The organism is Streptomyces sp. NPDC043867, assembly GCF_056435845.1.
Map to the genome: position 1 here is coordinate 190,371 of NZ_JBWKDS010000005.1, position 25,743 is coordinate 216,113.

20 protein-coding genes are annotated in these 25,743 nt (G+C 73.8%); 11 read left to right on the forward strand and 9 right to left on the reverse strand.

Features of this window, described 5'->3' with window-relative positions; translation table 11 throughout:
• Positions 1–155 precede the first annotated feature (155 nt).
• From AC069T_RS07325 to AC069T_RS07340, 4 genes are all read right to left on the reverse strand, one after another.
• On the reverse strand, positions 156–782 hold the full coding sequence (locus AC069T_RS07325; RefSeq protein ID WP_478781792.1) for a Tat pathway signal sequence domain protein: 627 nt from the start codon (positions 780–782) through the stop codon (positions 156–158).
• Positions 779–1,189, reverse strand: a complete 411-nt coding sequence (locus AC069T_RS07330; RefSeq protein WP_478781793.1) for a hypothetical protein — start codon at positions 1,187–1,189, stop codon at positions 779–781. Before AC069T_RS07330 ends, AC069T_RS07325 begins: the two co-directional genes overlap by 4 nt.
• Before the next feature lie 186 nt (positions 1,190–1,375).
• Complete coding sequence (locus AC069T_RS07335) at positions 1,376–1,861, reverse strand: PaaI family thioesterase (RefSeq protein ID WP_478781794.1); 486 nt, start codon at positions 1,859–1,861, stop codon at positions 1,376–1,378.
• Between the two features lie 61 nt (positions 1,862–1,922).
• On the reverse strand, positions 1,923–4,202 hold the full coding sequence (locus AC069T_RS07340) for an FdhF/YdeP family oxidoreductase (protein ID WP_478781795.1): 2,280 nt from the start codon (positions 4,200–4,202) through the stop codon (positions 1,923–1,925).
• Positions 4,203–4,369: 167 nt separating this feature from the next.
• Here AC069T_RS07340 and polA point away from each other — a divergent pair, with 167 nt between their 5' ends.
• Positions 4,370–7,096 carry a DNA polymerase I gene (gene polA / locus AC069T_RS07345; RefSeq protein ID WP_478781796.1) on the forward strand — a complete coding sequence of 909 codons (2,727 nt, stop codon included), beginning with the start codon at positions 4,370–4,372 and terminating at the stop codon, positions 7,094–7,096.
• Positions 7,097–8,350: 1,254 nt separating this feature from the next.
• On the opposite strand, the gene AC069T_RS07350 is transcribed toward polA, so the two are convergent.
• On the reverse strand, positions 8,351–9,199 hold the full coding sequence (locus tag AC069T_RS07350; protein WP_478781797.1) for a DUF4184 family protein: 849 nt from the start codon (positions 9,197–9,199) through the stop codon (positions 8,351–8,353).
• A gap of 270 nt (positions 9,200–9,469) precedes the next feature.
• On the opposite strand from AC069T_RS07350, the gene AC069T_RS07355 reads away from it, so the two are divergent.
• From AC069T_RS07355 to pgfA, 3 genes are all read left to right on the forward strand, one after another.
• On the forward strand, positions 9,470–11,170 hold the full coding sequence (locus AC069T_RS07355; protein WP_478781798.1) for a lytic transglycosylase domain-containing protein: 1,701 nt from the start codon (positions 9,470–9,472) through the stop codon (positions 11,168–11,170).
• A 217-nt stretch (positions 11,171–11,387) separates the two neighbouring features.
• A complete protein-coding gene (locus AC069T_RS07360) occupies positions 11,388–11,522 on the forward strand; it encodes an SPW_0924 family protein (RefSeq protein ID WP_478781799.1) in 135 nt (44 codons plus the stop codon).
• Positions 11,523–11,554: 32 nt separating this feature from the next.
• Positions 11,555–12,547, forward strand: coding sequence for a cell envelope lipid trafficking protein PgfA (pgfA, locus tag AC069T_RS07365; RefSeq protein ID WP_478781800.1), 993 nt, complete (start codon positions 11,555–11,557; stop codon positions 12,545–12,547).
• On the opposite strand, the gene AC069T_RS07370 is transcribed toward pgfA, so the two are convergent.
• On the reverse strand, positions 12,537–15,503 hold the full coding sequence (locus tag AC069T_RS07370) for an ATP-dependent RNA helicase (protein WP_478781801.1): 2,967 nt from the start codon (positions 15,501–15,503) through the stop codon (positions 12,537–12,539). The genes pgfA and AC069T_RS07370 overlap by 11 nt on opposite strands.
• Before the next feature lie 55 nt (positions 15,504–15,558).
• Entirely contained in the window at positions 15,559–16,371 is an 813-nt protein-coding gene (locus tag AC069T_RS07375; protein ID WP_478781864.1) for a class I SAM-dependent methyltransferase, read from the reverse strand.
• Between the two features lie 390 nt (positions 16,372–16,761).
• Here AC069T_RS07375 and rpsA point away from each other — a divergent pair, with 390 nt between their 5' ends.
• From rpsA to AC069T_RS07395, 4 genes are all read left to right on the forward strand, one after another.
• Positions 16,762–18,270 carry a 30S ribosomal protein S1 gene (rpsA, locus tag AC069T_RS07380; protein WP_358851994.1) on the forward strand — a complete coding sequence of 503 codons (1,509 nt, stop codon included), beginning with the start codon at positions 16,762–16,764 and terminating at the stop codon, positions 18,268–18,270.
• A 231-nt stretch (positions 18,271–18,501) separates the two neighbouring features.
• Positions 18,502–19,440, forward strand: a complete 939-nt coding sequence (locus tag AC069T_RS07385) for a PAC2 family protein (RefSeq protein WP_358851993.1) — start codon at positions 18,502–18,504, stop codon at positions 19,438–19,440.
• Between the two features lie 52 nt (positions 19,441–19,492).
• On the forward strand, positions 19,493–20,101 hold the full coding sequence (gene coaE / locus AC069T_RS07390) for a dephospho-CoA kinase (RefSeq protein WP_478781802.1): 609 nt from the start codon (positions 19,493–19,495) through the stop codon (positions 20,099–20,101).
• A 100-nt stretch (positions 20,102–20,201) separates the two neighbouring features.
• Positions 20,202–20,582 carry a tetratricopeptide repeat protein gene (locus tag AC069T_RS07395; protein WP_121403631.1) on the forward strand — a complete coding sequence of 127 codons (381 nt, stop codon included), beginning with the start codon at positions 20,202–20,204 and terminating at the stop codon, positions 20,580–20,582.
• A 42-nt stretch (positions 20,583–20,624) separates the two neighbouring features.
• On the opposite strand, the gene AC069T_RS07400 is transcribed toward AC069T_RS07395, so the two are convergent.
• Positions 20,625–20,891: a DUF6343 family protein gene (locus tag AC069T_RS07400; RefSeq protein ID WP_478781865.1), complete on the reverse strand. Its 267-nt coding sequence runs from the start codon at positions 20,889–20,891 to the stop codon at positions 20,625–20,627.
• Positions 20,892–21,118: 227 nt separating this feature from the next.
• Here AC069T_RS07400 and AC069T_RS07405 point away from each other — a divergent pair, with 227 nt between their 5' ends.
• Complete coding sequence (locus AC069T_RS07405; RefSeq protein ID WP_478781803.1) at positions 21,119–21,571, forward strand: DoxX family protein; 453 nt, start codon at positions 21,119–21,121, stop codon at positions 21,569–21,571.
• Between the two features lie 111 nt (positions 21,572–21,682).
• Here AC069T_RS07405 and AC069T_RS07410 read toward each other — a convergent pair whose 3' ends face one another.
• The gene (locus AC069T_RS07410) at positions 21,683–22,174 is read right to left on the reverse strand and encodes an RNA-binding S4 domain-containing protein (RefSeq protein WP_478781804.1); all 492 of its coding nucleotides are present in this window, start codon (positions 22,172–22,174) and stop codon (positions 21,683–21,685) included.
• A 119-nt stretch (positions 22,175–22,293) separates the two neighbouring features.
• Here AC069T_RS07410 and AC069T_RS07415 point away from each other — a divergent pair, with 119 nt between their 5' ends.
• Entirely contained in the window at positions 22,294–23,013 is a 720-nt protein-coding gene (locus tag AC069T_RS07415) for a uracil-DNA glycosylase (RefSeq protein ID WP_478781805.1), read from the forward strand.
• A 740-nt stretch (positions 23,014–23,753) separates the two neighbouring features.
• A complete protein-coding gene (locus AC069T_RS07420) occupies positions 23,754–25,631 on the forward strand; it encodes an FUSC family protein (RefSeq protein ID WP_478781806.1) in 1,878 nt (625 codons plus the stop codon).
• Positions 25,632–25,743: the final 112 nt, after the last annotated feature.

The window sequence follows — 25,743 nt, forward strand, 5'->3', positions numbered from 1 at the left end:
GGCGGAGGCTGTGACGCTCTTGTTATGACACGACGTAATGCAGAGCGGTGCTTCCTGGGCGGTACAGCGGGCTTACGGCGGATTCGCCCTGTCCGCATGGTGAGAACATGCAGGACCTGGCCGGGCTTGTTCAGGCGTCTCGCGTCTTTTGGTGATTACCGAAATTCGTTGCTGCAGGCGACTTGCAGGGCGGCCGAGAGGTGCTGGGCATAGCGTGTGCCGAGGATGAAACTGTGGGCTTGTATTGCGCGCGTATTACGCAGAGTTACGTCCAGGAAAGGCAGTCCGGCGTCCTGCGGAGCTCTCCGGCAGTCCGTGACGTGCAGGGTGACGATGATCCTGCGGCTGGATCCTGCCCTCGTCCGGAACGGGGCGCGCGGTGCCGACGTCAGCGACAGGCCGGCATAGGGCTGCGCCATGCGCGTCACGGTGACCGGGGGGCCGGCAAGGACGCGCACCTCGACGGCGAAGCTGAAGCTCGTGGGGCCAACTCCCCGGGGGGCGGCCGCATCTTCGAGGTAGGTGACGTCCACGGCCTGGGAGGGGTACGGCGGCAACGGCGGGGGCGGTGGGGGTGTCTTGTGCGGCCGGGTGGCGTAGAGGAGTCCGCCGCTCGCGAGCAGGGCGGCGGCCGTGGCCGCGGCGAGCACGGGGCGCCGGTGGCGGGCGTACCGGTGTGCGATGCGGCCACGTGAACGGTCGGGTGGGGAAGGGGAGTTCGGTTCCGGGGCGTCGAATGCCCGCGTGCCCTCGCCCGGTTCGACGGGCCCGATGCCGCTCACTGCCACGGTCCGTTGGCCGGGCCGCCGGTGCGGTACCACGCCGCGCAGCCCTTGCGGGCCTCGCGGTCGATCAACTCATCGGCGGCCGTGGGGCCTTGGCGCTTCCGCTCGGTCCGCGCGGCGTCCACGACGTCCCGCAGGATCTCGTACTGCCCGTTGGACAGGCCCATCGACTGGTAGTCGCCGTAGGTGTTCTCGTCCAGCACCTCGCGCGACCAGTGGGCGACGAGCCGCGTGCACAGGTCCTCGGGGGGTGTGGCCGAGGCGGATGCGGACGTCGTGCTTTCGGTGGCGGTGCCTTCGGAACCGGACTTTCCGCATCCGGTGACCAGGGTGCCGGTCAGCAGCGCCAGCGCCGGCACGAGCCCGAGCGCGACTGCCGCCCGGGGGGTTCCTCCCGTTCCCATGCCCTGACGCTAGGGCCTGTGTGCCGGTTCGAGCCAGGGGTTGCGTACGGAACCGGTCCGGCGGTGGACCCCCGGGAGGGCCGTCAGGTCACGCACCGCGACCGCCGGGCGCGCGCTCGGCGGTCGAAGAGGGCCCGCCGGAGCGGGCCCCGGCGGCTGCGTGACCCGTCCGGTCTCCCCACGGCGTCAGGCCGAGCGCACCCTCTCCGCGTCGCCCGGGTTCACGTCGCGCAGCATGCAGGTCAGCCGCGCACTGCACACGCGCCGTCCGTCCTCGTCGCTGATCACGATCTCGTACGTCGCCGTCGACCGCCCCCGGTGCAGCGGGGTGGCCACGCCGGTGACCAGTCCGGAGCGGGCGCCGCGGTGGTGGGTGCAGTTCAGGTCGACGCCGACGGCGAGCTTGGAGCTGCCGCCGTGGAGCATGGCACCGATGGAGCCGAGGGTCTCGGCGAGGACGGCGGAGGCGCCGCCGTGCAGGAGGCCGTAGGGCTGGGTGTTGCCTTCGACGGGCATGGTGCCCACGACGCGGTCGGCGGAGGCTCCGAGGATCTGCACGCCCATGCGGGTGCCGAGGTGGCCCGCGGAGAAGAGTGCGGGCAGGTCGACGCCGAGGGCGGCGTATTCGTCGATGACCTCTTGCGGGAACTTCACGGTGTGCTGCTCGCCCATGGGGCCGGGCTCCGTTCGTCGTGGATCACTTCGTCGTGGATCGCTGTCGCTGAGCAAACGCTCAGTCGGTCGCCGATTGTTCCAGACGGACGACGACGGACTTGCTCGCCGGGGTGTTGCTGGTGTCGGCGGTCGCGTCCAGCGGGACGAGGACGTTGGTCTCCGGGTAGTACGCGGCGGCGCAGCCCCGGGCGGTCGGGTAGTGCACGACGCGGAAGCCGGGTGCGCGGCGTTCGACGCCGTCCTGCCATTCGCCGACGAGGTCGACGTACGAGCCGTCGGCGACGCCGAGTGCGCGGGCGTCGTCGGGGTTGACGAGGACGACGCGGCGGCCGTTCCTGATGCCGCGGTAGCGGTCGTCGAGGCCGTAGATGGTGGTGTTGTACTGGTCGTGGGAGCGCAGGGTCTGCAGCAGGAGGCGGCCTTCGGGCAGCCGGGGGTGTTCGACGGGGGCGGCGGTGAAGTTGGCTTTGCCGGTGGCGGTGGGGAAGCGGCGTTCGTCGCGCGGGGCGTGGGGGAGGGTGAAGCCGGCGGGGTCGGCGACGCGGGCGTTGAAGTCTTGGAAGCCGGGGATCACGCGGGCGATGCGGTCGCGGATCGTGGCGTAGTCCTTCTCGAACTCCTCCCAGGGTGTCCGGGTGCGGTCGCCGAGGACGCGGCGGGCGAGGCGGCACACGATGGCGGGTTCGGACAGCAGGTGGGGGCCGGCGGGCGCGAGGCGGCCGCGGGACGCGTGCACCATGCCCATGGAGTCCTCGACGGTCACGGACTGCTCGCCGCCGTGCTGGAGGTCGCGTTCGGTGCGGCCGAGGGTGGGCAGGATCAGGGCGCGTGCGCCGGTGACGACGTGGGAGCGGTTCAGTTTCGTCGACACGTGCACGGTCAGGCGGGCGCGGCGCATGGCGGCCTCGGTGACCTCGGTGTCGGGGGACGCGGAGACGAAGTTGCCGCCCATGGCGAAGAAGACCTTCGCCTTGCCGTCGCGCAGGGCGCGGATGGCGCGTACGACGTCGTAGCCGTGTTCGCGGGGCGGGGCGAAGCCGAACTCCTTCTCCAGGGCGTCCAGGAAGGCGGGGGCGGGGCGTTCGAAGATGCCCATGGTGCGGTCGCCCTGGACGTTGGAGTGGCCGCGCACGGGGCAGACGCCCGCGCCGGGGCGGCCGATGTTGCCGCGCAGCAGGAGGAAGTTGACGACCTCGCGGATGGTCGGCACCGCGTGCTTGTGCTGGGTGAGGCCCATGGCCCAGCACACGATGGTGCGGCGGGAGGCGAGGACCATCTCCAGTGCCGTTTCGATCTCGGCGCGGGTGAGGCCGGTCGCGGTGAGGGTGTCGTCCCAGTCGGCGGCGCGGGCGGCCTCGGTGAACTCCTCGTACCCGTGAGTGTGTTCGCGGACGAAGTCCTCGTCCACCGCGCCGTCGGTCTGAAGGATCAGTTTGTTGAGGAGGCGGAACAGGGCCTGGTCGCCGCCGAGGCGGATCTGCAGGAACAGGTCGGTGAGGGCGGCGCCCTTGATCATGCCCTGGGGGGTCTGCGGGTTCTTGAACCGCTCCAGGCCCGCCTCCGGCAGCGGGTTGACCGTGATGATCCGCGCGCCGTTCGCCTTGGCCTTCTCCAGGGCGGACAGCATGCGGGGGTGGTTCGTGCCGGGGTTCTGCCCGGCGACGATGATGAGGTCGGCCTGGTACAGGTCGTCGAGCAGGACGCTGCCCTTGCCGATGCCGATGGTCTCGGTGAGCGCGGAGCCCGAGGACTCGTGGCACATGTTCGAGCAGTCCGGCAGGTTGTTCGTGCCGAGTTCGCGGGCGAACAGCTGGTAGAGGAACGCCGCCTCGTTGCTGGTGCGGCCGGAGGTGTAGAAGATTGCCTCGTCGGGGGAGGCGAGTGCGGTGAGCTCCTCGGCGACGATGTCGAAGGCCCGCTCCCAGGTCACCGGCTCGTAGTGGTCGGCGCCCTCGGCGAGGTGGACGGGGTGGGTGAGGCGGCCCTGCTGTCCCAGCCAGTAGCCGCTGCGGCCGGCGAGGTCGGAGACCGGGTGCGCGGCGAAGAAGTCGGGGGTCACCCGGCGCAGGGTGGCCTCCTCCGCGACCGCCTTCGCTCCGTTCTCGCAGAATTCCGCCGCGTGCCGGTGCTCGGGCTCCGGCCAGGCGCAGCCCGGGCAGTCGAAGCCGTCCTTCTGGTTGACGCGCAGGAGGGTGAGGGCGGTGCGGCGCACTCCCATCTGCTGCTGGGCGATGCGCAGCGTGTGCCCTATGGCGGGCAGTCCGGCCGCCGCGTGCTTCGGCTCGGTGACCTGCGGCGCGTCCTGGACCGGATCACCCTTGGGCGGCTTGCTGGCCATCGCTTCGACCCTTTCGCGTGCACGCGTGTGCGCTGTGTGTCCGGCTCGTCCCGGGGGTCCGCCCCGGAGGCCTGCGGCGGATCCGATCCTCGCACGCGCCCGTGGCGGTGTCCGTGCCCGGGCCCGGGCGGCTCGGGCTGTCAGTGTGGCGTGGCAGGATCGGGGGCGTGGCAGAAACAGCATCGAAGAAGACCGAGCAGACCTCCGGCACGGGCCGTCCGCGGCTGATGCTCATGGACGGGCACTCGCTGGCCTACCGCGCGTTCTTCGCGCTCCCCGCGGAGAATTTCACGACCGCGACGGGCCAGCCGACGAACGCGATCTACGGCTTCGCGTCGATGCTGGCGAACACGCTGCGCGACGAGGCGCCCACGCATTTCGCGGTGGCGTTCGACGTGTCCCGCAAGACGTGGCGCTCCGAGGAGTTCACCGAGTACAAGGCGAACAGGTCGAAGACCCCCGACGAGTTCAAGGGGCAGGTGGAGCTGATCGGTGAGCTGCTCGACGCGATGCACGCCGAGCGGTTCGCGGTGGACGGCTTCGAGGCGGACGACGTCATCGCCACGCTGGCCACGCAGGCCGAGGCCGCGGGCTTCGACGTGCTGATCGTCACCGGCGACCGCGACTCCTTCCAGCTGGTCTCCGAGCACACGACCGTGCTCTATCCGACGAAGGGTGTCTCGGAGCTGACGCGCTTCACCCCGGAGAAGGTCTTCGAGAAGTACGGGCTGACCCCGGCGCAGTATCCGGACTTCGCGGCGCTGCGCGGTGACCCGTCCGACAACCTGCCGGGCATCCCCGGTGTCGGCGAGAAGACCGCCGCGAAGTGGATCAACCAGTTCGGTTCGTTCGCGGAGCTGGTCGAGCGGGCCGAGGAGGTCAAGGGCAAGGCCGGGCAGAATCTGCGCGACCACCTGGAGTCCGTCAAGCTCAACCGCCGGCTCACCGAGCTGGAGCGCAACGTCGAGCTGCCGAAGACGGTCGCCGACCTGGAGCGCGCGCCGTACGACCGCAAGACCGTCGCGCTGGTCCTGGACACCCTGGAGATCAGGAATCCCTCGCTGCGCGAGCGGCTGTTCGCCGTGGACCCGGGGACGGCGGAGGCCGAGGCGGCCCAGCCGGCCGCGCCCGGTGTGGAGCTGGACGGCGCGGTGCTGGGTGCCGGCGAGCTGAAGCCGTGGCTCGCCGAGCACGGTCGGGCCGCCCTCGGCGTTGCCACCGTCGACGCGTGGGCGCTGGGCGCGGGCTCGGTGGCCGAGGTCGCGCTCGCCGCGGCGGACGGGAAGGCCGCCTGGTTCGACCCGTCCCAGCTGGACGAGGCCGACGAGAACGCGTTCTCGCGGTGGCTCGCCGACGCCGCCCGGCCGAAGGTCCTGCACAACGCGAAGGGCGTGATGCGGGTCTTCGCCGAGCACGGCTGGAGCGTCGAGGGCGTGACGATGGACACCGCGCTCGCCGCGTATCTGGTGAAGCCCGGCCGCCGTTCCTTCGCCCTGGACGCGCTGTCCCTGGAGTATCTGAACCGGGAGCTGGCGCCCGCCGCCGCGGCCGACGGCCAGCTCGCCTTCGGTGCCGACGACCAGGCCGAGGCCGAGGCGCTGATGGTGCAGGCCCGCGCGATCCTCGATCTGGGTGTGGCGTTCGGCGAGAAGCTGGAGGAGGTCGGTTCGGCCGACCTGCTGCGGGACATGGAGCTGCCGACCTCCGCGCTGCTGGCCCGCCTGGAGCGGTACGGCATCGCGGCCGACCGGGCGCACCTGGAGGCCATGGAGCAGATGTTCGCGGGCGCCGTGCAGCAGGCGGTGAAGGAGGCGCACGCCTCGGTGGGCCACGAGTTCAACCTCGGCTCGCCCAAGCAGCTCCAGGAGGTCCTCTTCGGTGAGCTGGGCCTGCCGAAGACGAAGAAGACCAAGACGGGCTACACGACGGACGCCGACGCCCTGGCCTGGCTGGCCGCGCAGACCGACCACGAACTGCCGGTGCTCATGCTCCGCCACCGTGAGCAGGCCAAGCTGCGGGTGACGGTCGAGGGCCTGATCAAGACGATCGCCGCGGACGGCCGCATCCACACCACCTTCAACCAGACGGTGGCCGCGACGGGCCGCCTGTCCTCCACCGACCCGAACCTGCAGAACATCCCCGTCCGCACCGACGAGGGCCGCGCGATCCGCCGCGGGTTCGTGGTCGGCGAGGGCTTCGAGTCCCTCATGACCGCGGACTACAGCCAGATCGAGCTGCGCGTGATGGCCCACCTGTCCGAGGACGAGGGGCTCCTCCAGGCGTTCACGTCCGGTGAGGACCTGCACACCACGGTCGCCTCGCAGGTGTTCTCCGTGGAGCGGTCCGCGGTCGACGCGGAGATGCGCCGCAAGATCAAGGCCATGTCGTACGGCCTCGCGTACGGGCTGTCGGCGTTCGGTCTCTCCCAGCAGCTCAACATCGACGCCGGTGAGGCGCGTGCCCTGATGGACACGTACTTCGAGCGCTTCGGCGGCGTCCGGGACTATCTGCGGCGCGCCGTCGACGAGGCCCGCGCCACGGGTTACACGGCGACGCTCTTCGGGCGCCGCCGCTATCTGCCCGACCTCAACAGCGACAACCGCCAGCGTCGCGAGGCGGCCGAGCGGATGGCGCTGAACGCGCCGATCCAGGGCACGGCGGCCGACATCGTGAAGATCGCGATGCTCAACGTGGACCGGGCGCTGCGCGAGGCGGGCCTGAAGTCCCGCATGCTGCTCCAGGTCCACGACGAAATCGTCCTGGAGATCGCCCCCGGCGAGCGTGCGCGGACGGAGGAGCTGGTCCGCCGCGAGATGGCGGGCGCGGTGCGGTTGCGGGCCCCGCTCGACGTGTCCGTCGGCGCGGGCCCCGACTGGGAGTCGGCGGCACACTAGCCCTGGCCGGGCCGGGGTCGGGCGACTTCGGCCCGGGTCCGAGCGGGGCCTTGGCCCACTGTGGTGGGCGGACAGCGGTGGGGGCGCTCGGTGCGGGTTGCCGGGGTCCCGGCGTACGGGTGGCCGTTTCCGGGCGCCGGTACCGGTCGGGGGCCGCTCTGCGTCCACTCGGCTCCGGGTTCCGGCACAGTCGCTCGGCCGGGCTGCCCCCGGCCGGGCCCGTCCATCCGTCCCACCCCGTCCGGGCGGGGGAAGCATGCCTGGGGCAGGCTGGTCCCCGCTCGGTGTCTCCCCCCGGCGGCCCGACGCCCGTACCGTCGGCCCGTGGCCCCGCAGGGCGGAGGTCACCCGGGTGGCCCCCGCGGAGGCGCCCCCCGGCGCGGGGCCCCGTAAGGATGCGGGCATGGGTATACGCCTGCTTCCCCGCCCTCCGGGGAGAGCCACCCCCTTCTCGGCGGCCGCCCGCGCGGCGACGCCGCGCACATCCGCCCCGGTCTTCGCGGCGGGGGCGAGTACCGCCCGGGTACGCGCCCCTCGCCGCAGCCGCCCGCCCCGCGACCCCGCTGCCGGGCTCCACGCGTGCCTGCGCAGGGCGGGGCGGCGGACGCGGCTTCGCGCCCTCTTCCGGACGGCGCACGCGGGCCCCACCTGTGTCGGCGCGGGCCAAAGAAGTCCGGACGCCCCGACGAGCGCCGCCACCGGCCCGACCGGCGCGGCGCTCGTGCGCCGGCTCCGGGAAACGGGCCGTGGCCTCACCCACGGAGCGCGGCCCACGCTGCACGCCGTGCTCACCCGCCCGGACCGGGGCGCCGCCCGCCGGCTGTGGGCCGACCTGAGCCGTACGGTCCGAAGGCACAGGAGGTGCAGGCCTCGCGGCGCCCGCCTGGCCCGCATCGTCGCCCGCGTCGCCACGACGAACGACGCCGAAGCCGCGTGGGCGTGGGCAACGCGAATCCGCCAAGCCGCGTGGGCGTGGGCAACGCGCCTCCGCCAAGTCACGCAGGCGTGGGCAACGCGAATCCGCCAAGCCGCGTGGGCGTGGGCAACGCGAATCCGCCAAGCCGCGTAGGCGTGGGCAACGCGAATCCGCCAAGCCGCGTGGGCGTGGGCAACGCGAGGCCGCGAAGGCGTCAAGCCACGCAGGCGCGGGCAACGCGCATCCGCCAAGTCACGCAGGCGTGGGCAACGCGCGCACTCCGCAGCCGCCGGGCCAAGCCCGCCCGCCCCGGGAAGAGGCGCCCCCGGCAGGTCCGCTCAGCGTGCCCTCTCGCGGCTGGGCCCCGCCGGTGTCCCGGCCGGCCGGGGCGGGGCCGGGCGGCACAGTCTGGTGCCGGTGCCGTACAGGAGCAGGCCGAGCACGAGTCCGGCGCCCGCTCCGAAGCACACGGTCGGGACGAGTTCCCAGAGCTTCGCGTCCGACCCCCAGTACGCCCACCAGCGCGAGGCCCGCTGCACCGCGCCCACGAGGGCACAGCCCGCCAGGAGCGCGCCCGCCACCCACCGGTCCGCCCGGGACAGGAGGGGTACGCCCACCGGCTCGCCCGGGGAGGCCCGCCGGAGTGCGGCCACGAGGAAGAACACGATCACGACGGCCGCCACCGCCGAACCCCCGTACTGCAGGTACCAGTAGAGCGGGGAACCGGCGATCTCCCGGCCCAGGACGGGGAACAGCCGCATCCCCCACCGGTCGAGGTGCGTGAACGCGTCCCAGACGACGTGGGTGAGCGCGCCGAGCACGGCGGAGACGTACCACCACAGCGCCGGCGAGAGGCCGGGACGCGCATGCGGCGCCCCGCAGCGCAGCAGGGCCGCCGGGCGCCCCTGCCGGGCCCGCGGCAGCAGGGCCACCAGTGGTTCGCGCAGGACGAGCCACAGGCCGACGAGCGCCCAGGCGATGAGGACGTCGACGGTGAGGACACCGGTGAAGGAGTGGGTGAAGCCGCCGAACTCCATCGCACCCGGCAGCGCGCTCGCCGCGTAGTAGGTCATGTCGGGAGCGAACGACCCGGCGACGAGGACGGCCGGTACGAGCCGGCCGCGGCCGGTCCCGTCGCCGCGTACGGCGGGCAGCACGGCCGCCGCATGGCTGAGAGTGAAAGGCACGTCGTCCCCCTGCGCCGGGCGTCGGGCGCGTGGTGCGGCCCCTGGCGATCACTCACGCCAGTATGAGGGGTCCATGAGAATGTCCCGGGGGATCCGCCCCCGACGGGCCCGCGGGCAGCGGGTATATGGCCAACCGGTGAAAACCGGGCGTGAACGGGTGCCCGGGCGGCGGAAGTTGTCGTAGGGTCACCTGCGTCACGTGCTGGGGAGCACGGCAGGACGAGGAGAGCGCGCGGAGCGCGAGGGTCGGCCACGGGAGGGGTTCACTCAATGGCGGCGCATTTCGGCAGGCTGCGCAAGGGAGCGGCGACGACCGCCGTGGCGGCGGTCGCGGTAGCGGCACTGTCCGCGTCCCAGGCACCGGGAGTGACCGCCGACGACCCCGGCAGACAGACCGCGGGCTCCGACTCCTCGGCCGACGGCACGGGCGGCGGCACGGCGACCGGCAACTCGCCCTACTACACCGACCTCCCGCCGCTCAACAGCCCCACGGCCACACCCGCCCCGGGCGGGGCCGGCGGGACGGGGGCGGACGCGGAGTCCGACATCCCCGCGACGGTCCTCGACGCCTACAAGCAGGCCGAGGCCTCACTGCGCGAGTCCAAGCCGGGCTGCAACCTGCCCTGGCAACTCCTCGCCGCCATCGGCAAGGTGGAGTCCGGTCACGCCCGCGGCGGCCGGGTCGACGCCGACGGCACCACGTACCGGCCGATCCTCGGCCCGGTCCTGAACGGCCAGGGCTTCGCGGACATCTCCGACACCGACAACGGCGCGTACGACAGCGACACCCGGCACGACCGCGCGGTCGGCCCGATGCAGTTCATTCCGTCCACCTGGGAGTGGGCGGGCCGCGACGGCAACGGCGACGGCGCGAAGAACCCGAACAACATCTACGACGCGGCGCTGGCCGCCGGCCACTACCTGTGCCGGTTCGACCACGACATGTCGGTCCAGTCGGAGATGAACGCCTCGATCCTCAGCTACAACAACTCGACGGCGTACCTCAACACCGTCCTGTCGTGGCTGGACTCCTACCGCAGGGGCACCCACCAGGTGCCGGACGGCACGGGCAGCATCCCCTCGCACCGGAGCGACACCCCCGCCGTCACGGTCCCCGGCCCGACACCCCCGGTCACCCGCACGCCGGCCCCGGAACCGAGCGAGCCCGGCGACAAGGACCCGTCGGGCCCCGCCACGCCGCCGTCCACGCCCGGCACGCCGAGCACACCGCCGAGCAAGCCGCCGACCACGCCACCCACCACGCCGCAGCCCACGCCCACCGACACGGTGCACCACCTCGAGGACGCGGGCACCGGCAAGCTCACCGCGACGGCGGGCGACACCTTCGCCCGGAAGATCACCACGCGGGCCGAGACGAAGCCGGGCAGGGCGGTGGCGAAGGTACGGGTGCGGTTCACCGTCGTCGGCGACACGGACGCCGTCTTCACCGGCGGTGAGAGCGTCGCCACCGTCACGACCGACAGCGCCGGCAAGGCCACCGCGCCCGCGCTCGTGGCCGGCGAGAAGACGGGCGACTTCACGGTCCGTACCACCGTGGTGGGCCGTTCGGTGCCCGCCCTCGACTACACGGCGACCGTCACCGCCCGCCAGGCCGACGCCCTCGCCCGCACCGGTGACACCGCGCCGATCTGCACGCCCGGCGGCGAGTTCGCGGACCAGATCGAGGCGAAGGCCACCTACAAGGGCGTCGTCGCCGGCGGTGTCGCGGCCACCGCGACGCTCGTCAAGTCGGCCGAGGACGCCACGGCCAACGACAAGGGCCCCTACTTCAAGGGCGCGGACGGCAAGCCCGTGCGCACCCTCACGGACCTCAGGACGGACGCCGCCGGTCTGCTCAAGCTGCCGAAGCTGTACGCGGACGACGCCGTCGGCACGTACCTGCTCCGTGTCACCACCACGGGCGGCGCGACGCTGACCGTGGAGCTGAAGGTGGCCGCCGCCGCTTCCTGAATCCCCGCCCGTTCGCACGGCGCCCCTCCGGCTCTCCCGCGGAGGGGCGCCGTCGTCCGTGCGCGACGTGTTCTCATCTGGCTCCGCCGTTGCTACGGTGCCCGACCTGACGATGTATCAGTTCCTGGTTCCGTGTTCCGTGTTCCGTGTTCCGTGTTCCGTGCTCCGTTCCTGGTTCCTGTACCGGTTCAGGTTGTCCATCAGCCGGGAGGCCCCCATGCGTGCCCTGATCGCCGCCGTGACCGGCCTGGCCGCCGCGCTCGTCCTGGTGTTCACGATCACGGCCCTGGGCTCGCAGTCCGGCACGACCTCGCCCGAACCGCTGCTCACCACCGTCCCCGAGCACCCGTAGACGTTCCCCGACGCACAGGGAGGGCCGCCGAGATGCGACGCAAGGCCAGCCTCGTCCTGCTCGCCCTCGCCGTGTTCTGCGCGGCGGTGTCCCCCCTGCTCCGGTGGTACGCCTACCCGCGACTGGCCAAGGTCCCCGCCGGCCAGTACCAGGACATGGTGCTCGAGGCGAGGAACGCGACCCTGCTCGACTACGGCACGATGAAGGCCGAGAAGGTCCCCCGGGTGACCGTCGTGCAGACCCTCAAGGGCAATGTGGAGGCGTCCGAGGCGATCGAGCGGTCCGCGGGCCGCGACGTCGTCGTCTGGGACTCCCTGTCCTACGTGGAGGGCCCCGACGGCACGATGGTCTCCAAACTGCCGGAGCGCTACATCTTCGACGCGCACAGCCAGGAACCCGTCCACGCCACGGGCGAGTCCGTCGACGGCGACCCCGTCGAACGGGACGGCATCGAGTTCAAGTGGCCCTTCCGCACGGAGAAGCGGGACTACGAGTACTTCGACGCGCAGACCCGCACCACGGCCCCCATCCACTACAAGGGCACCCAGGACTTCCGGGGCGTCGAGGTCTACTGCTTCGAGCAGACCGTCCCCTGGACCGAGGTCCCCTTCCCCAAGATCATGCCGGTCGAGGGCGTCACCGCGGAGTCGGTCGCCCGGACCGGCACCACCCGCTGGTACACCACGGTCCGCAGGTTCTGGGTCGAACCGGTCACCGGCGCGCCCGTGTACGGCGAGGAGATCCACCGGGAGGAACTGCGCGGCGGCACCCTGCTGGACGGCCGCGACAAGGTGACCGCCTTCTCCGGGCACGTCAAGATGCGCGAGGACTACATCGACTCGACGGTGTCCCTCGTCAAGTCGAACCGCACGATGATCCTGCTGATGACCACGTACCTCCCCTGGGGCCTCCTCGTCCTCGGCGTCGGCCTGCTCTCGCTGTCCCTGTACCTGGAGGCCCGCGGCCGCCGACCGGACGACCCGGCGCCCGCCGGCCGGCCGGAACCGGAGGCCGTCACCGCCTGAGCCGGGCGTTCGTGTACCGGGTCGGCGCGGCGGCGGCCGGGTCCTCGGGCCACGGATGCTTCGGGTACCGCCCGCGCAGATCGGCCCGCACCGCCCGGTACCCGTCCCGCCAGAACGACGCCAGGTCGGCCGTGACCGCGGCGGGCCGCCCGGCGGGCGAGAGCAGATGCACGAGCACGGGCACGCCCGCCACCGCCGGTGACTCCTGCAGCCCGAACATCTCCTGGAGCTTCACCGCCAGGACCGGCCGCTCCGGATCGCCGTAGTCCACGCGGACCCTGGAACCACTCGGAACCTCGATGCGCTCGGGCGCCAGCTCGTCCAGCCGCGCGGCCTGCCCCGACGCCCACGGCAGCAGACGCGTCAGCGCCTGCCCGGCGTCGATCCGGCCGAGATCGGCCCGCCGCCGGGCCCGGCCCAGCTCGGGCTCCAGCCACTCGTCCACGCGCGCGTGCAGCGCGTCGTCACCGACGTCCGGCCAGGGATCGCCCAGGTGCAGCCGCAGGAAGGCGAGCCGCTGCCGCAGCGCCTCCGCGTCGCGCGTCCACCGCAGCAGCCCGAGCCCCTCCTCGCGCAGCCCTCGCACCAGCGCCTCCCGTACGAGCGTGGGATCGGCGTCCCTGAGCGGCCGGACCGTGAGCTCCACAGCCCCGAGCCGCTCGACCCGCCTCGCCACGACGTCGCCGTCGGCCCAGCCGACCTCGTCGCCCTCGGCGTGCAGGGTGCCGGCGGCCCGCCGCGCGGTTTCCTCGTCGACGGCCGCGCCGAGCCGCACGCGCGCGTGCCCCGCCCCCACCGGGCGGTCGGCCACGGCGACGGCCAGCCAGGGCGCGCCCCCAAGCGCCGAGCCGTCCGCGGCCTCGGCCCGCGTCCCGGACACCATGAGATACGAGCCGCCCTGCGCCCGCGCGACCCGCTCGGGAAACGCGAGCGCGGCGACCAGCCCGGCGACCCGGTCGTCCCCGCCCGGCCCCCGGCCGCCCGCCTCGACACCGCCCGGCCCGGCGGCTGTGCCTGCGCCGTTCCGCCCGGCCCGGTCGTCCCGGCGGCCCGGCCGGTCCTCTTCGCCGGTGCCGACCGCGACACCGCCCACCCGGGCGGCCGTGCCCGAGCGGTTCCGCCCGGCCGGGGTGCCGGGGGAGGCCGTCCGGCCGTCTCCGTCTGTGCCGCCGACCGTGCCACCGCCCACCCGGGCGGCCGTGCCCGAGCGGTTCCGCCCGGCCGGGGTGCCGGGGGAGGCCGTCCGGCCGTCTCCGTCTGTGCCGCCGATCGTGCCACCGCCCATCCCGGCGGCCGTGCCCGAGCCGTTCCGCCCGGCCCGGGTGCCTTCTCCGGTGCCGTCCGCACCGGCGGCCGGGCCCGTGTCACCGCCGGTGGCCCGGCGGCCGTCCGCCCGGGCGGCGCCTGCGGCCGAAGCATCCGCCCCGGTACCCCCCTCCACCCTGTCGCCGCCCGGGGTGAACGCCCGCCGCAGGCGCCGGGCCTCCGTGCGCCAGCGGGACGCGTACGCGTCGCCTCCGCGGCGGGCGGACCGCCACGCCGCGGCCAGGTCGTCGCCGTACTCCCGCGGCGGCTCCTCGCTCAGCAGGGCGACCACCTCGGCGGCCCGCTCGGCGCCCACCTCGGGTGCCGCGTCCAGCAGGGCCCGCGCGAGCCGCGGATGCAGCCCGAGCCGGGACATCCGCACCCCCCGCTCCGTCGCCCGGCCCGCCGCGTCAACCGCGCCGACGGCCTCCAGGACGGTCCGCGCCGCCGCCATCGCCCCGGCCGGCGGCGGGTCCAGCAGCGCGAGGCCGGACGCGTCCGGGTCGCCCCAGCAGGCCGCCTGCAGGGCGAACGCCGTCAGGTCGGCCACCTTGATCTCGGGCGCCGGGAAACGGGGGAGCCGCACGTCCTCCGCCTCCGTCCAGCACCGGTAGACCACGCCCGGCGCCTCCCGCCCGGCACGCCCCGCCCGCTGCCGCCCCGCCGCCTGCGAGGCCCGTACGGTCGCCAGCGCGCTCAGCCCGCGCGCGTGGTCCACCCGCGGCTCCCGGGCCAGCCCGGAGTCGACGACCACCCGCACCCCGGGGACCGTCAGCGACGACTCGGCCACCGAGGTGGCGAGGACCACCCGGCGCCGTGCACCGGCGGACAGCACCGCGTCCTGCACGGCCGCCGGAGCCCGCCCGTGCACCTGGAGCACCTCGGCCCCGCCCGGATTCCCCAGCTGTCCCGCGACCCGCGCGATCTCGCCCACCCCGGGCAGGAAACACAACACGTCCCCCGCGTGCTCGGCCAGCGCCCGCCGCACCACCGCCGCGACATGCGCCAGCTGCGCCGGGTCCACGCGCATCCCGTGCGGCGGCCGGACCGGCCGGGCGGGCGGCGCCCACACCACGTCCACCGGGTAGGAGACGCCCGCCGCCTCGACCACCGGCGCCCCGCCGAGCAGTCGCGCCCAGCCCGCCGCGTCGGTCGTCGCGGACGCGGCCACCAGCCGCAGCTCAGGACGGAGCGCGGCCCGCACGTCCAGCAGGAAGGCGGCGACGGTGTCGGCGTCCAGATGCCGCTCGTGGCACTCGTCCAGCACCACCACGTCGACGCCGGCCAGTTCCTGGTCGCGCTGGAGCCGTTGCAGCAGCACCCCGGTCGTGACGACCTCCACGCGTGTGTGCCGCCCCACCACCCGCTCCCCGCGCACGGTGTACCCGACGCTCTCGCCGGCCTTCTCCCCGAGCAGCCACGCCATCCGGCGCGCGGCGGCCCGGGCGGCGATGCGCCGCGGCTCGGCGACGACGACCCGGCGGGCCGGCCCCGCACCGGTCAGACCGGCGAGGACCAGCGGTACGAGCGTGGTCTTGCCGGTCCCCGGCGGCGCGCACAGCACCGCGGCCCCGTGTTCCTCCAGGGCGGCGCGCAGCGCGGGCACGGCGGAGCGGACGGGCAGCCGGTCGAGGGCGTCGGTACGGTTCACGCCCCCAGTCTCGTACGAGCGCTCACGTGCCCCCCACGCGCGTGCGGCGCAGGCGTCAGTCGCGCTCGCACACGAAGATCGCGGTCCCCGGGATCAGTTTGCCGCGCAGCGGGGACCAGCCGCCCCACACCTGGGTGTTCCAGGCGGGCCACTCCGGCTCCACGAGGTCGAGCAGACGGAAGCCGCCGGCCACGACGTCGCGCACCCGGTCGCCGACGGTCCGGTGGTGCTCGACGTACACGGCGCGCCCCTCGTCGTCCTGCTCCACGTAGGGAGTGCGGTCGAAGTAGGAGGCGGTGACGCTCAGGCCCTCCGGGCCCGGCTCGTCGGGGAAGGCCCAGCGGACCGGGTGCGTCACGGAGAAGACGAAGCGGCCGCGGGGACGCAGCACCCGGTGCACCTCGCGCAGCACGCGGACCGGGTCGGCGACGAACGGCAGCGCGCCGTACGCCGAGCACGCCAGGTCGAAGGAGCCGTCCGCGAACGGGAGCGCACCCGCGTCGCCCTCCACGAGCGGCACGCCGCCACCGATGCGCAGCGCGTGCTGGAGCTGGCGGTGGGAGAGGTCCAGGGCGACCGGACGGGCTCCCTGGGCGGCCAGCCAGCGCGAGCACTGGGCGGCGCCGGCGCCGATCTCCAGGACGTCCTTGCCCTTCAGTTCCTCCGGCGGGCCGAGCAGCTCGGCCTCGACCTCGTCCAGGCCCTCGGGGCACCAGACGAAACGGTCGTCGCCGAGGAACGTGCCGTGCTCGACCTGGTAGTCGTCCGCGTTCCGGTCCCACCAGCCCCGGTTTGCCCGGGTGCTCTCCGTGACGTCGGCGGCACGGCGGGTGGCTTCCGGCTCGAACGGTTCGTGCTCTTGGATGATCGGCTCCCTCGTACTAGTCTGCGGGCACTTCGGTGCAGGGGGTCCCGGGCGTGTCAGCGCGGAGGCTTCGAGGGCCCGCACGGCCTCCAGGGACACGTCTTGTGCCGGGTATGGGGCGTTCCGCCCCGGGTGTGGGCCTTCGCGCATTGACCCTGCCCCGCGGCCCCCGTATGCTACAAGTTGCGCTGCGGGCCTGCGCTCCTCAGACGTAGCAGGCTGCGCTCGCATCTGTTGTATGTCCCCTCGGTTGTCGAGGCGCCAACGGACTGTCCCTCACCGGACATCACCGGTTCTGGCGCTTCCTTGGCTGTCCGGCTTCTTCAGAGCGAAACGGGCTCCCGGCGTAAGCAGTACCTACGACTCTCTGTCCGTACCGGAGCCCTTTCCCACATGACGAGCAGCACCGAGACCACCTCTACCACGCCGCAGGTAGCGGTCAACGACATCGGTAACGAGGAAGCCTTCCTCGCCGCGATCGACGAGACGATCAAGTACTTCAACGACGGCGACATCGTCGACGGCGTCATCGTGAAGGTCGACCGGGACGAGGTCCTGCTCGACATCGGTTACAAGACCGAAGGTGTCATCCCGAGCCGCGAGCTCTCGATCAAGCACGACGTCGACCCGAACGAGGTCGTCAAGGTCGGCGACGAGATCGAGGCCCTTGTCCTTCAGAAGGAGGACAAGGAAGGCCGCCTGATCCTCTCGAAGAAGCGCGCCCAGTACGAGCGTGCCTGGGGCACCATCGAGAAGATCAAGGAAGAGGACGGCATCGTCACCGGCACCGTCATCGAGGTGGTCAAGGGTGGTCTCATCCTCGACATCGGCCTCCGTGGCTTCCTGCCGGCCTCCCTCGTCGAGATGCGCCGTGTCCGCGACCTCCAGCCCTACGTGGGCAAGGAGCTCGAGGCGAAGATCATCGAGCTGGACAAGAACCGCAACAACGTGGTCCTGTCCCGCCGCGCCTGGCTCGAGCAGACCCAGTCCGAGGTGCGCCAGACGTTCCTCACGACCCTGCAGAAGGGTCAGGTCCGCTCCGGCGTCGTCTCCTCGATCGTCAACTTCGGTGCGTTCGTGGACCTCGGTGGCGTCGACGGTCTGGTTCACGTCTCCGAGCTGTCCTGGAAGCACATCGACCACCCCTCCGAGGTTGTCGAGGTCGGCCAGGAAGTCACCGTCGAGGTCCTCGACGTCGACATGGACCGCGAGCGTGTCTCCCTGTCGCTGAAGGCGACGCAGGAGGACCCGTGGCAGCAGTTCGCCCGTACGCACCAGATCGGGCAGGTTGTCCCCGGTAAGGTCACGAAGCTCGTTCCGTTCGGTGCGTTCGTGCGCGTCGACGAGGGCATCGAGGGCCTGGTCCACATCTCCGAGCTGGCCGAGCGCCACGTGGAGATCCCGGAGCAGGTCGTCCAGGTCAACGACGAGATCTTCGTCAAGGTCATCGACATCGACCTCGAGCGCCGCCGCATCAGCCTCTCGCTGAAGCAGGCGAACGAGTCCTTCGGTTCCGACCCGGCCTCGGTCGAGTTCGACCCGACGCTGTACGGCATGGCCGCGTCGTACGACGACCAGGGGAACTACATCTACCCCGAGGGCTTCGACCCCGAGACCAACGACTGGCTCGAGGGCTACGAGACCCAGCGCGAGGCGTGGGAGGGCCAGTACGCCGAGGCGCAGCAGCGCTTCGAGCAGCACCAGGCCCAGGTCATCAAGTCCCGCGAGGCCGACGCTCAGGCCGAGGCCGAGGGTGTCACCACCCCGGGTGCGGCTCCGGCCGCCTCCGGTGGCGGCGGCGGCGGTTCGTACTCCTCGGAGTCGGACGACAACTCCGGCGCCCTGGCGTCGGACGAGGCGCTGGCGGCCCTGCGCGAGAAGCTGGCCGGCGGCCAGAGCTGATCGCTCACCGCTAGTCACTGACCGACCACTGCGGGCCCGCTCCCTCCGGGGAGCGGGCCCGCAGTGCGTTCTCCGCGGCCCACGCGTCCACGCCCGTCGCCCATGACCCTCCCGCGACGGAGCGAAGAGCCGTGCCCCGTCGGCCTGTTCGGCGGGCGCGGTGCCCCGTGGCGGGAATGCCCGCGCTCCGCACCACGTTGTCCAGGGGGAACACGAGGAGGAGCGGTCACAGTGCTTGATCCGCAGGGTTTGTACGCATGGGAGCCGAAGGGCCTGGCCGTAGTCGACATGGCGCTCGCCCAGGAGTCGGCCGGCCTTGTCATGCTCTACCACTTCGACGGATACATCGACGCGGGCGAGACCGGCGACCAGATCGTCGACCGGCTGCTCGACTCGCTGCCCCACCAGGTCGTGGCCCGTTTCGACCACGACCGGCTCGTGGACTACCGGGCCCGCCGCCCGCTGCTGACGTTCAAGCGCGACCGCTGGAGCGACTACGAGGAGCCCACGCTGGAGGTGCGGCTCGTCCAGGACGCCACCGGAGCCCCCTTCCTGCTGCTGTCCGGCCCGGAGCCGGACGTCGAGTGGGAGCGCTTCGCCGCCGCCGTGCGGCAGATCGTGGAGCGGCTCGGCGTCCGGCTGTCCGTGAACTTCCACGGCATCCCCATGGGCGTCCCGCACACCCGCCCGGTGGGCCTCACCCCGCACGGCAACCGCACCGAGCTGGTGCCCGGCCACCGCAGCCCCTTCGAGGAGGCGCAGGTCCCCGGCAGTGCCGAGTCCCTGATCGAGTTCCGCCTCATGGAGGCCGGCCACGACGTCCTGGGCGTCGCCGCGCACGTGCCGCACTACATCGCCCGCTCGCCGTACCCGGACGCCGCGCTGACGGTCCTGGAGGCGATCACCGCGGGCACCGGCCTGGTGCTGCCCGGCATCGCGCACGGCCTGCGCACCGAGGCGCACCGTACGCAGACGGAGATCGACCGGCAGATCCAGGAGGGCGACGAGGAACTGGTCGCCCTCGTCCAGGGCCTGGAGCACCAGTACGACGCCTCGGCGGGCGCCGAGAGCCGCGGCAACATGCTCGCGGAGCCCGTCGAGATCCCGTCCGCGGACGAGATCGGCCTCGAGTTCGAGCGCTTCCTGGCCGAGCGGGAGGGCGACGGCTGAACCCCCGGGGCCCCGCCCGGCGCGGCCGGCGGCAGGCCCTAAGCTTCCGGTCATGCTGAAGGTGGGCCTGACCGGCGGTATCGGCGCCGGCAAGAGCGAGGTGTCACGGCTGCTCGTGGAGCACGGCGCCGTGCTGATCGACGCGGACAGGATCGCGCGGGAGGTCGTCGCGCCGGGAACGCCGGGGCTCGCCGCCGTCGTCGACGCCTTCGGCGAAGACGTGCTCGCGGCCGACGGCGGCCTGGACCGGCCCGGACTGGGCTCGATCGTCTTCGCCGACCCGGAGAAGCTCGCCGTCCTGAACGCGATCATGCACCCCCTGGTCGGTGCCCGCTCCCGGGACCTGGAGACGGCCGCCCCCGCGGACGCCGTCGTGGTGCACGACGTCCCGCTGCTCGCGGAGAACGGCCTCGCGCCGCTCTACGACCTCGTGGTGGTGGTGGACGCCCGTCCCGGCACCCAGCTCGACCGGCTCGTACGGCTGCGCGGCATGAGCGAACAGGACGCGCGCGCCCGGATGGCCGCCCAGGCCACCCGCGAGGAGCGCCTGGAGATCGCGGACATCGTCATCGACAACGACGTGCCGCTCGACCAGTTGCGACGCCGGGTCGGCGAGGTGTGGGCGGACCTCGAACACCGGGCGAACGCGGCAAGGGGATAGCCGGGCGCCCCCGCCGTCGGAACCGCGCGGCCGACCCGCCCCAGGAATAGCGGCCCCGGGCCGGGGCGTTGGACCGTTCCAGTGAGGGAAGGACTCAGCCGTGCCCGACACCAGCGGTTCCACCGGACGTACTCCGGAGACACACGTCATCGACTTCCGCGCCGCCGAGCAGCTGCTCGCCGCCCGCGATCCGCGGGGCGCGGTGAAGCTGCTCGACTCGGTCATCGCCGCCCACCCGGAGAACACGGCCGCCCGGCTGCTGCGTGCGCGTGCCTTCTTCGCCGCCGCCCAACTGCGGCCCGCCGAGCTGGAGTTCACCATCGTCCTGGAGCGTGAGCCGGACAACGCGTTCGCGCACTTCGCGCTCGCCCGCACCTACGAGCGCCAGCGGCGCCCGGACCAGGCCAAGCGGCACTTCAGGCTCGCGGCGGCCCTCGACCCGAATCCGCAGTACCTGGAAGCGGCCCGCTTCGACTCCTGAGCGCCCACCCCGTGTCCCAGGTCTCGCGAGGGGCCGCCGGAGCTAGCGGGGACGGTGCTCCGGAGGAGGGTACGGCGGCACGTCGGGGCCCGGCTGGTAGTGGGGGCCCTGCCGGATGTGCCGCAGGATCATGATCATGTCGACGGTGGTGATCAGCCACAGCGCGCCGCAGGCGGCCGCCCATCCGGGCCGTCCGGCGAACGCGAACCCCACCACCCCGCCGATCGCCCAGACCAGCCCCCACAGGCTCAGCCAGAAGCGCAGCCGCAGAGCACTGCGTGCTGTCCTCGGCTCACTGCCTGTGCGCATCGCCATCACCGCTCCCACGGAAAAACGTACTCCGCGCGGTGCACGTCCACCACGGGACGGCGGCCGGGAACCCCGGGGAGGGCGACGGTCCTGCCGGAGGGGCCGTAGTGGTGTCGCGAACCCGGCGGAGCCGGCACCCGCAAATGCCGTTCCGCAGCGATGAGTTCCGGGCGGACGGCCGGTCTACCTCCACGACAGCAGCCCACACCGCTTCGCAGGAGACCCACATGTCCGAGACCACCGCCTCCGTCGCCGGCGCCCCCTCCGTCACCCCCGCCGCCGCCCGTACCGGCCGCAGCCGCCGTGCCGAGATCTCCCTGAGGGCGCTGCAGACCGTGCTCGGCCTCTTCTTCGTCCTGGCGAGCGCGCTGCCCAAGCTGATCGCGCACCCGTCGGCCGTCGAGGGCTTCGACAAGCTCGGCTGGGGAAGCACGGGGATGTACATCATCGGCGCGCTCGAACTCGCCGGAGGCATCGCGCTGTTGATTCCGCTGCTGTCGTCGGTGGCGGCGGTGTCCCTCAGCGCGTTGATGGTCGGTGCCTTCATCGTGAACGTCACAGCCATCCACGGCCCCTACCCCGCGACCCCGCTCATCCTGATCCTGCCGCTCGCGCTGATCGCCTGGGCGCGCCGCAGCCACAACGCCGACCTGGTACGGGTGGTGCGGCGGCACGCGTGAGGGCCGCAGGAGGCGGGGGCTTTCCCCGGCTGTACGTCGTCGAGGGCTCCCCGTTCGTGCCGGGGAGCCCTCGTCGGTGTGCACGGGCGACGCGCCGGACGGACCCGCCGCTCAGCCGCCGTCCGCGTCCCCGTCCGGCCGGACGAGACCGCGCAGACGGTCCATCTCACGCCGGTCCCGCTTGGTCGGGCGGCCCGCTCCGCGGTCGCGGATGCCCGCAGGGGCGACGGCCTCGCGCGGCGGGGGCGGCGGACTGTTGTCCACGTAGCACTCGGCGGCGACGGGCGGCCCGACCCGCTTGCGGATCACGCGCTTCACGACGACGACCCGCTCCCGGCCGGCGTGACGCAGGCGGACCTCATCGCCCACGCGCACCGCGTAGGCGGGTTTCACGCGCTCGCCGTTGACACGGACGTGGCCGCCGCGGCAGGCGGTGGCGCCCATGGACCGGGTCTTCACGAGCCGCACCGACCAGATCCAGCTGTCGACCCGCACGCTCTCGCCGGTCCGCGGCCCGGCCGCGCGGGCGGCAGCCGCCGGGTCGTCGGAGCCGTGCGCACCGTCCGTACCCCGCTCGTCCTCGTCAGCACCCTCAGAAGCCATGCCCCGACCTTAGCCCCGGCCGTGCGGGAGCCGGACGCCTTTTCCGTGCCGTCGCTCTCCGGCCCTTCCCGGCCGGACCCGTGGGGAGACCGGCCACGACCCGGTCGTACGGTGGGGGGATGGACAGCAGCCTGGCCGGACTGGACGCCCGCATCACCGGATGCCGGGCCTGTCCGCGCCTGGTCGACTGGCGCGAGGAGGTGGCCCGTACCAAGCGCGCCGCCTTCGCGGACTGGACGTACTGGGGGCGCCCCGTCCCCGGCTTCGGACCGCCCGACGCCGCGCTGCTCATCGTCGGACTGGCGCCCGCCGCCCACGGGGCGAACCGGACGGGCCGGATGTTCACCGGCGACCGGTCCGGCGACGTGCTGTACGCGGCCCTGCACGAGGTGGGACTCGCGTCTCGGGGGACCGCGGTGAGCGCCGACGACGGACTCGCCCTGCACGGCGTGCGGATCACCTCGCCCGTGCACTGCGCCCCGCCCGCGAACAAGCCGACGCCCGAGGAACGCGACACCTGCCGACCCTGGCTGCTCAGCGAACTGCGGCTGCTTAGGCCCTCCCTGCGGGCGGTGGTGGTGCTCGGAGCGTTCGGCTGGCAGGCCGCGCTGCCCGCCTTCGCGGAAGCGGGGTGGACGGTTCCCAGGCCGCGCCCCGTCTTCCGGCACGGCGCCCGGGTCACCCTGGACGGCGCGGCGGGCCCCCTCGACCTCTTCGGCTGCTTCCACGTCAGCCAGCGCAACACCTTCACCGGGCGTCTGACCCCGCTCATGCTGCGGGACGTCCTGCGTACGGCGGCCCGGCGAGCGGGGCTGCCGACGACGCCGGAGCCCCCGTAGGCCGACGGCGCGGGGCACGACGCGGGCACGGTGGACGTGCTGGTCGCGGCCACGGACAGGTACGCGGCGACCGGCTGACGGCGGCCGCCGCGCCCGGGGTGCCCCCCCCCGCCCGCGCTCCGCATCCCCGCCCGTCCGTCTGCGGTACGCGGGGTGTCGCCCGCCCGCGTTCCGCATCCCGGGCCGTCCGTCCGCGGTACGCGGGGTGCCGCCCGCCCGCGTTCCGCATCCCGGGCCGTCCGTCCGCGGTACGCGGGGTGTCGCCCGCCCGCGTTCCGCATGCGACGCCCGCCACGGGCCGGGGTGACGCCCTGCGCGGGGGTGACGCCCGCGGCGCCCGCCACCGGCCCGCGCAGGGCCGGTGTGATGCCCCTCGCGCCGGCACGCGGCGCCCCCGCGGCGTCACCCCCGCGCACGGCGCCCGCCCACGCGCCGGGGTGACGCACGCGGCGCCCGCCCGCGGCCCGCGCACGGGCCGGCGTGATGCCCCTCGCGCCCGCCGGCCCGCGCCCGCCCACGCCCCGGCCGCAGCCCGCGTCCCACACCGGAGCCACCCCCCACCGCCCACGTCGTACCCCCGCGGCCGAGTTGCGTTCATAAAGAAAGCTGCATCTCCCGCACGCGTCACACCGCGGAAACGTTTGCGTTCCCTTTACGACGGCAACGCGATCTACCCTGGACCCACCGCCCGGCCGACGTCGCCCGAAGGCAGACCCCGCCCTCGTCACGACAGGAGTCCCGTGCCGCTCCGCACCTCCCGCCTCGCCCATGCGCTGCGCGCCCAGCGGGGGCCGGTCCCCTGGAGCGCGGTCGTCCGCGGGGCGCTCGCCGCCGGGCCGCTGCTCCTCGTCGCCGTGCTCGCCGGACGCCCCTCCGGCGGGGTGGCCGCCGCACTCGGGGCCATGCTCGCCGGGATCAACGACCGGCCCGGCAGCAGGCGGACCGCCGTCACACGGCTGGGCCTGCCCGCCCTCGCGGGAGCCTGCGGGCTGCTCGCCGGGACGTACGCCGGGCGCCACGTCGGAGCCGTGGCGCTGACCGTGCTGCTGACCGGGCTCGGGCTGCTCGCCGGAGCCGTCAGCGCCGTCGGGCCCGTCGCGAGCGGATCGGGCACGCAACTCCTGGTCACCGCCGCGATCGGCGCGGGGATGCCGCTGCCCGAGCCCGGATGGCAGCGCGCGCTCTTCTTCCTCGCCGGGGCCGGCTGGCTGCTGGTCCTGCGGCTCGCCCTGCCGACCCGGGCGGCCGCCACCGGCGGCGACTACCGCTTCGACGGGGAACGGGACGCCGTCGCGGCCGTGTACGACGCCGTCGCCGCGCTGCTCGCCGCGGCCGGGGGAGCGGACGCCACCGCCCGTCGCGCCCGCCTCACCGCCGCACTCGACCACGCGCAGGACGCGCTGTCCGGACCCCGGCTGCGGCGGTACGCGAGTTCCGCGGCCGAGCGGCGGCTGCACGCGCAGTACGCCGCCGCGCTGCCCCTCGCCGAGGCCGCGACGGCGCTGGCCTGGGCCGGCGACGACGTGCCCGCGCGCGCCGCGCGGGGGCCCCGCCGGCTCGCCGCCGCGGTGCGCGCCGGCGACCACCCGGGCCCGCTCCCCGCGCCCGCCCGCTCCGCACCCGCGCTGCGCGCGCTCGACGACGCCCTGCTGCACGCCGCCGACGCCTTCGACCGCGGCGCGCGCACCCCACACCCCGGGAACCCCGCCCGGCGCCGTACCGCCAAAGCCCTGCTGCGCACGGTCGTCGGCGCCGGGGGACGCGAGTACGGCCTCCGGGTCGCCCTCTCCTTCGGCGCCGCCGTCGCGGTGGCGCAGGCACTGCACCACACCCACTGGTACGGGGACCACGCGCACTGGTACTGGCTGCCCGCGACCGCCGTCTTCCTCGTCAAGCCCGACCTCGGACCGCTCGCCTCGCGCGTGCTGTGCCGGGCGGCGGGGACGGTGCTCGCAGCGGTGGTGTTCGCGGGGCTCGCGGCGCTGCTGCCCCGGCCCGCCGGGCTCGTCGCGCTGGTCGCCGTCTGCGGGGCGCTGATCCCCGTCGCCACCCGGCACTTCGCCGCGCAGACGGCTGTCATCACCGTCCTGGTGCTCGCCCTCGTCATGGTGGGCGGGGAGCCGCCCGCCTCCTGGAGTCGGATCGGCGAGACGCTGCTGGCCTGCGGGATCGTCCTGCTCGTCGGGCACCTGCCCGCGCCCGGCCAGCGCGGCGGCACGGTACGGGCACGGCTCGCCCGGGCCGCACACGCGGCGGACGCCTACCTCGCGCACGTACTGGGCGACGGCACGGCCGACGACCGGGCCGGGCGGTGGGCCCTGCGCCGCGAGGCCTACCGCACGCTGGCCGAGGCCCGCACCGCGATCGACCTCGCCGCCGCCGAACTCCCCGCCCTGGCACGGCAGTCGGAGGGCACGGACGAGGTGGCCGCGGTCCTCGAACGGCTCGTCGACCTCACGACCGCCTGCGCCGTGCACCTCGACGACACCGGCCGGCTCACCTCCCGCCACACCGAGCGGATCACCGGCCTCCTCGACGAACTGGCCCGGCTCCGGGAGCGGGCGGGACTCCGGCCCTCGGAGATCCCGGACGCACGGGAGGCATCGGCCACCGCCTAGGACCTGTCTGACAGGCCCCAGGGGCAGGCCCGTGCCGCGGATCCGCGTGGAGAGAATTCTCCCCGTACGCCGATGAGTTCCGCTCCCGCCACGGGTCCACCCCTGGTAAGGC

Coding starts and splice junctions, on each gene's coding strand:
- AC069T_RS07330 (WP_478781793.1), bottom strand. CDS start 1,189: ATGGGAACGGGAGGAACCCCCCGGGCGGCAGTCGCGCTCGGGCTCGTG.
- AC069T_RS07335 (WP_478781794.1), bottom strand. CDS start 1,861: ATGGGCGAGCAGCACACCGTGAAGTTCCCGCAAGAGGTCATCGACGAA.
- AC069T_RS07340 (WP_478781795.1), bottom strand. CDS start 4,202: ATGGCCAGCAAGCCGCCCAAGGGTGATCCGGTCCAGGACGCGCCGCAG.
- AC069T_RS07355 (WP_478781798.1), top strand. CDS start 9,470: ATGGCGGCGCATTTCGGCAGGCTGCGCAAGGGAGCGGCGACGACCGCC.
- AC069T_RS07360 (WP_478781799.1), top strand. CDS start 11,388: ATGCGTGCCCTGATCGCCGCCGTGACCGGCCTGGCCGCCGCGCTCGTC.
- pgfA (WP_478781800.1), top strand. CDS start 11,555: ATGCGACGCAAGGCCAGCCTCGTCCTGCTCGCCCTCGCCGTGTTCTGC.
- rpsA (WP_358851994.1), top strand. CDS start 16,762: ATGACGAGCAGCACCGAGACCACCTCTACCACGCCGCAGGTAGCGGTC.
- coaE (WP_478781802.1), top strand. CDS start 19,493: ATGCTGAAGGTGGGCCTGACCGGCGGTATCGGCGCCGGCAAGAGCGAG.
- AC069T_RS07400 (WP_478781865.1), bottom strand. CDS start 20,891: ATGCGCACAGGCAGTGAGCCGAGGACAGCACGCAGTGCTCTGCGGCTG.
- AC069T_RS07405 (WP_478781803.1), top strand. CDS start 21,119: ATGTCCGAGACCACCGCCTCCGTCGCCGGCGCCCCCTCCGTCACCCCC.
- AC069T_RS07410 (WP_478781804.1), bottom strand. CDS start 22,174: ATGGCTTCTGAGGGTGCTGACGAGGACGAGCGGGGTACGGACGGTGCG.
- AC069T_RS07415 (WP_478781805.1), top strand. CDS start 22,294: ATGGACAGCAGCCTGGCCGGACTGGACGCCCGCATCACCGGATGCCGG.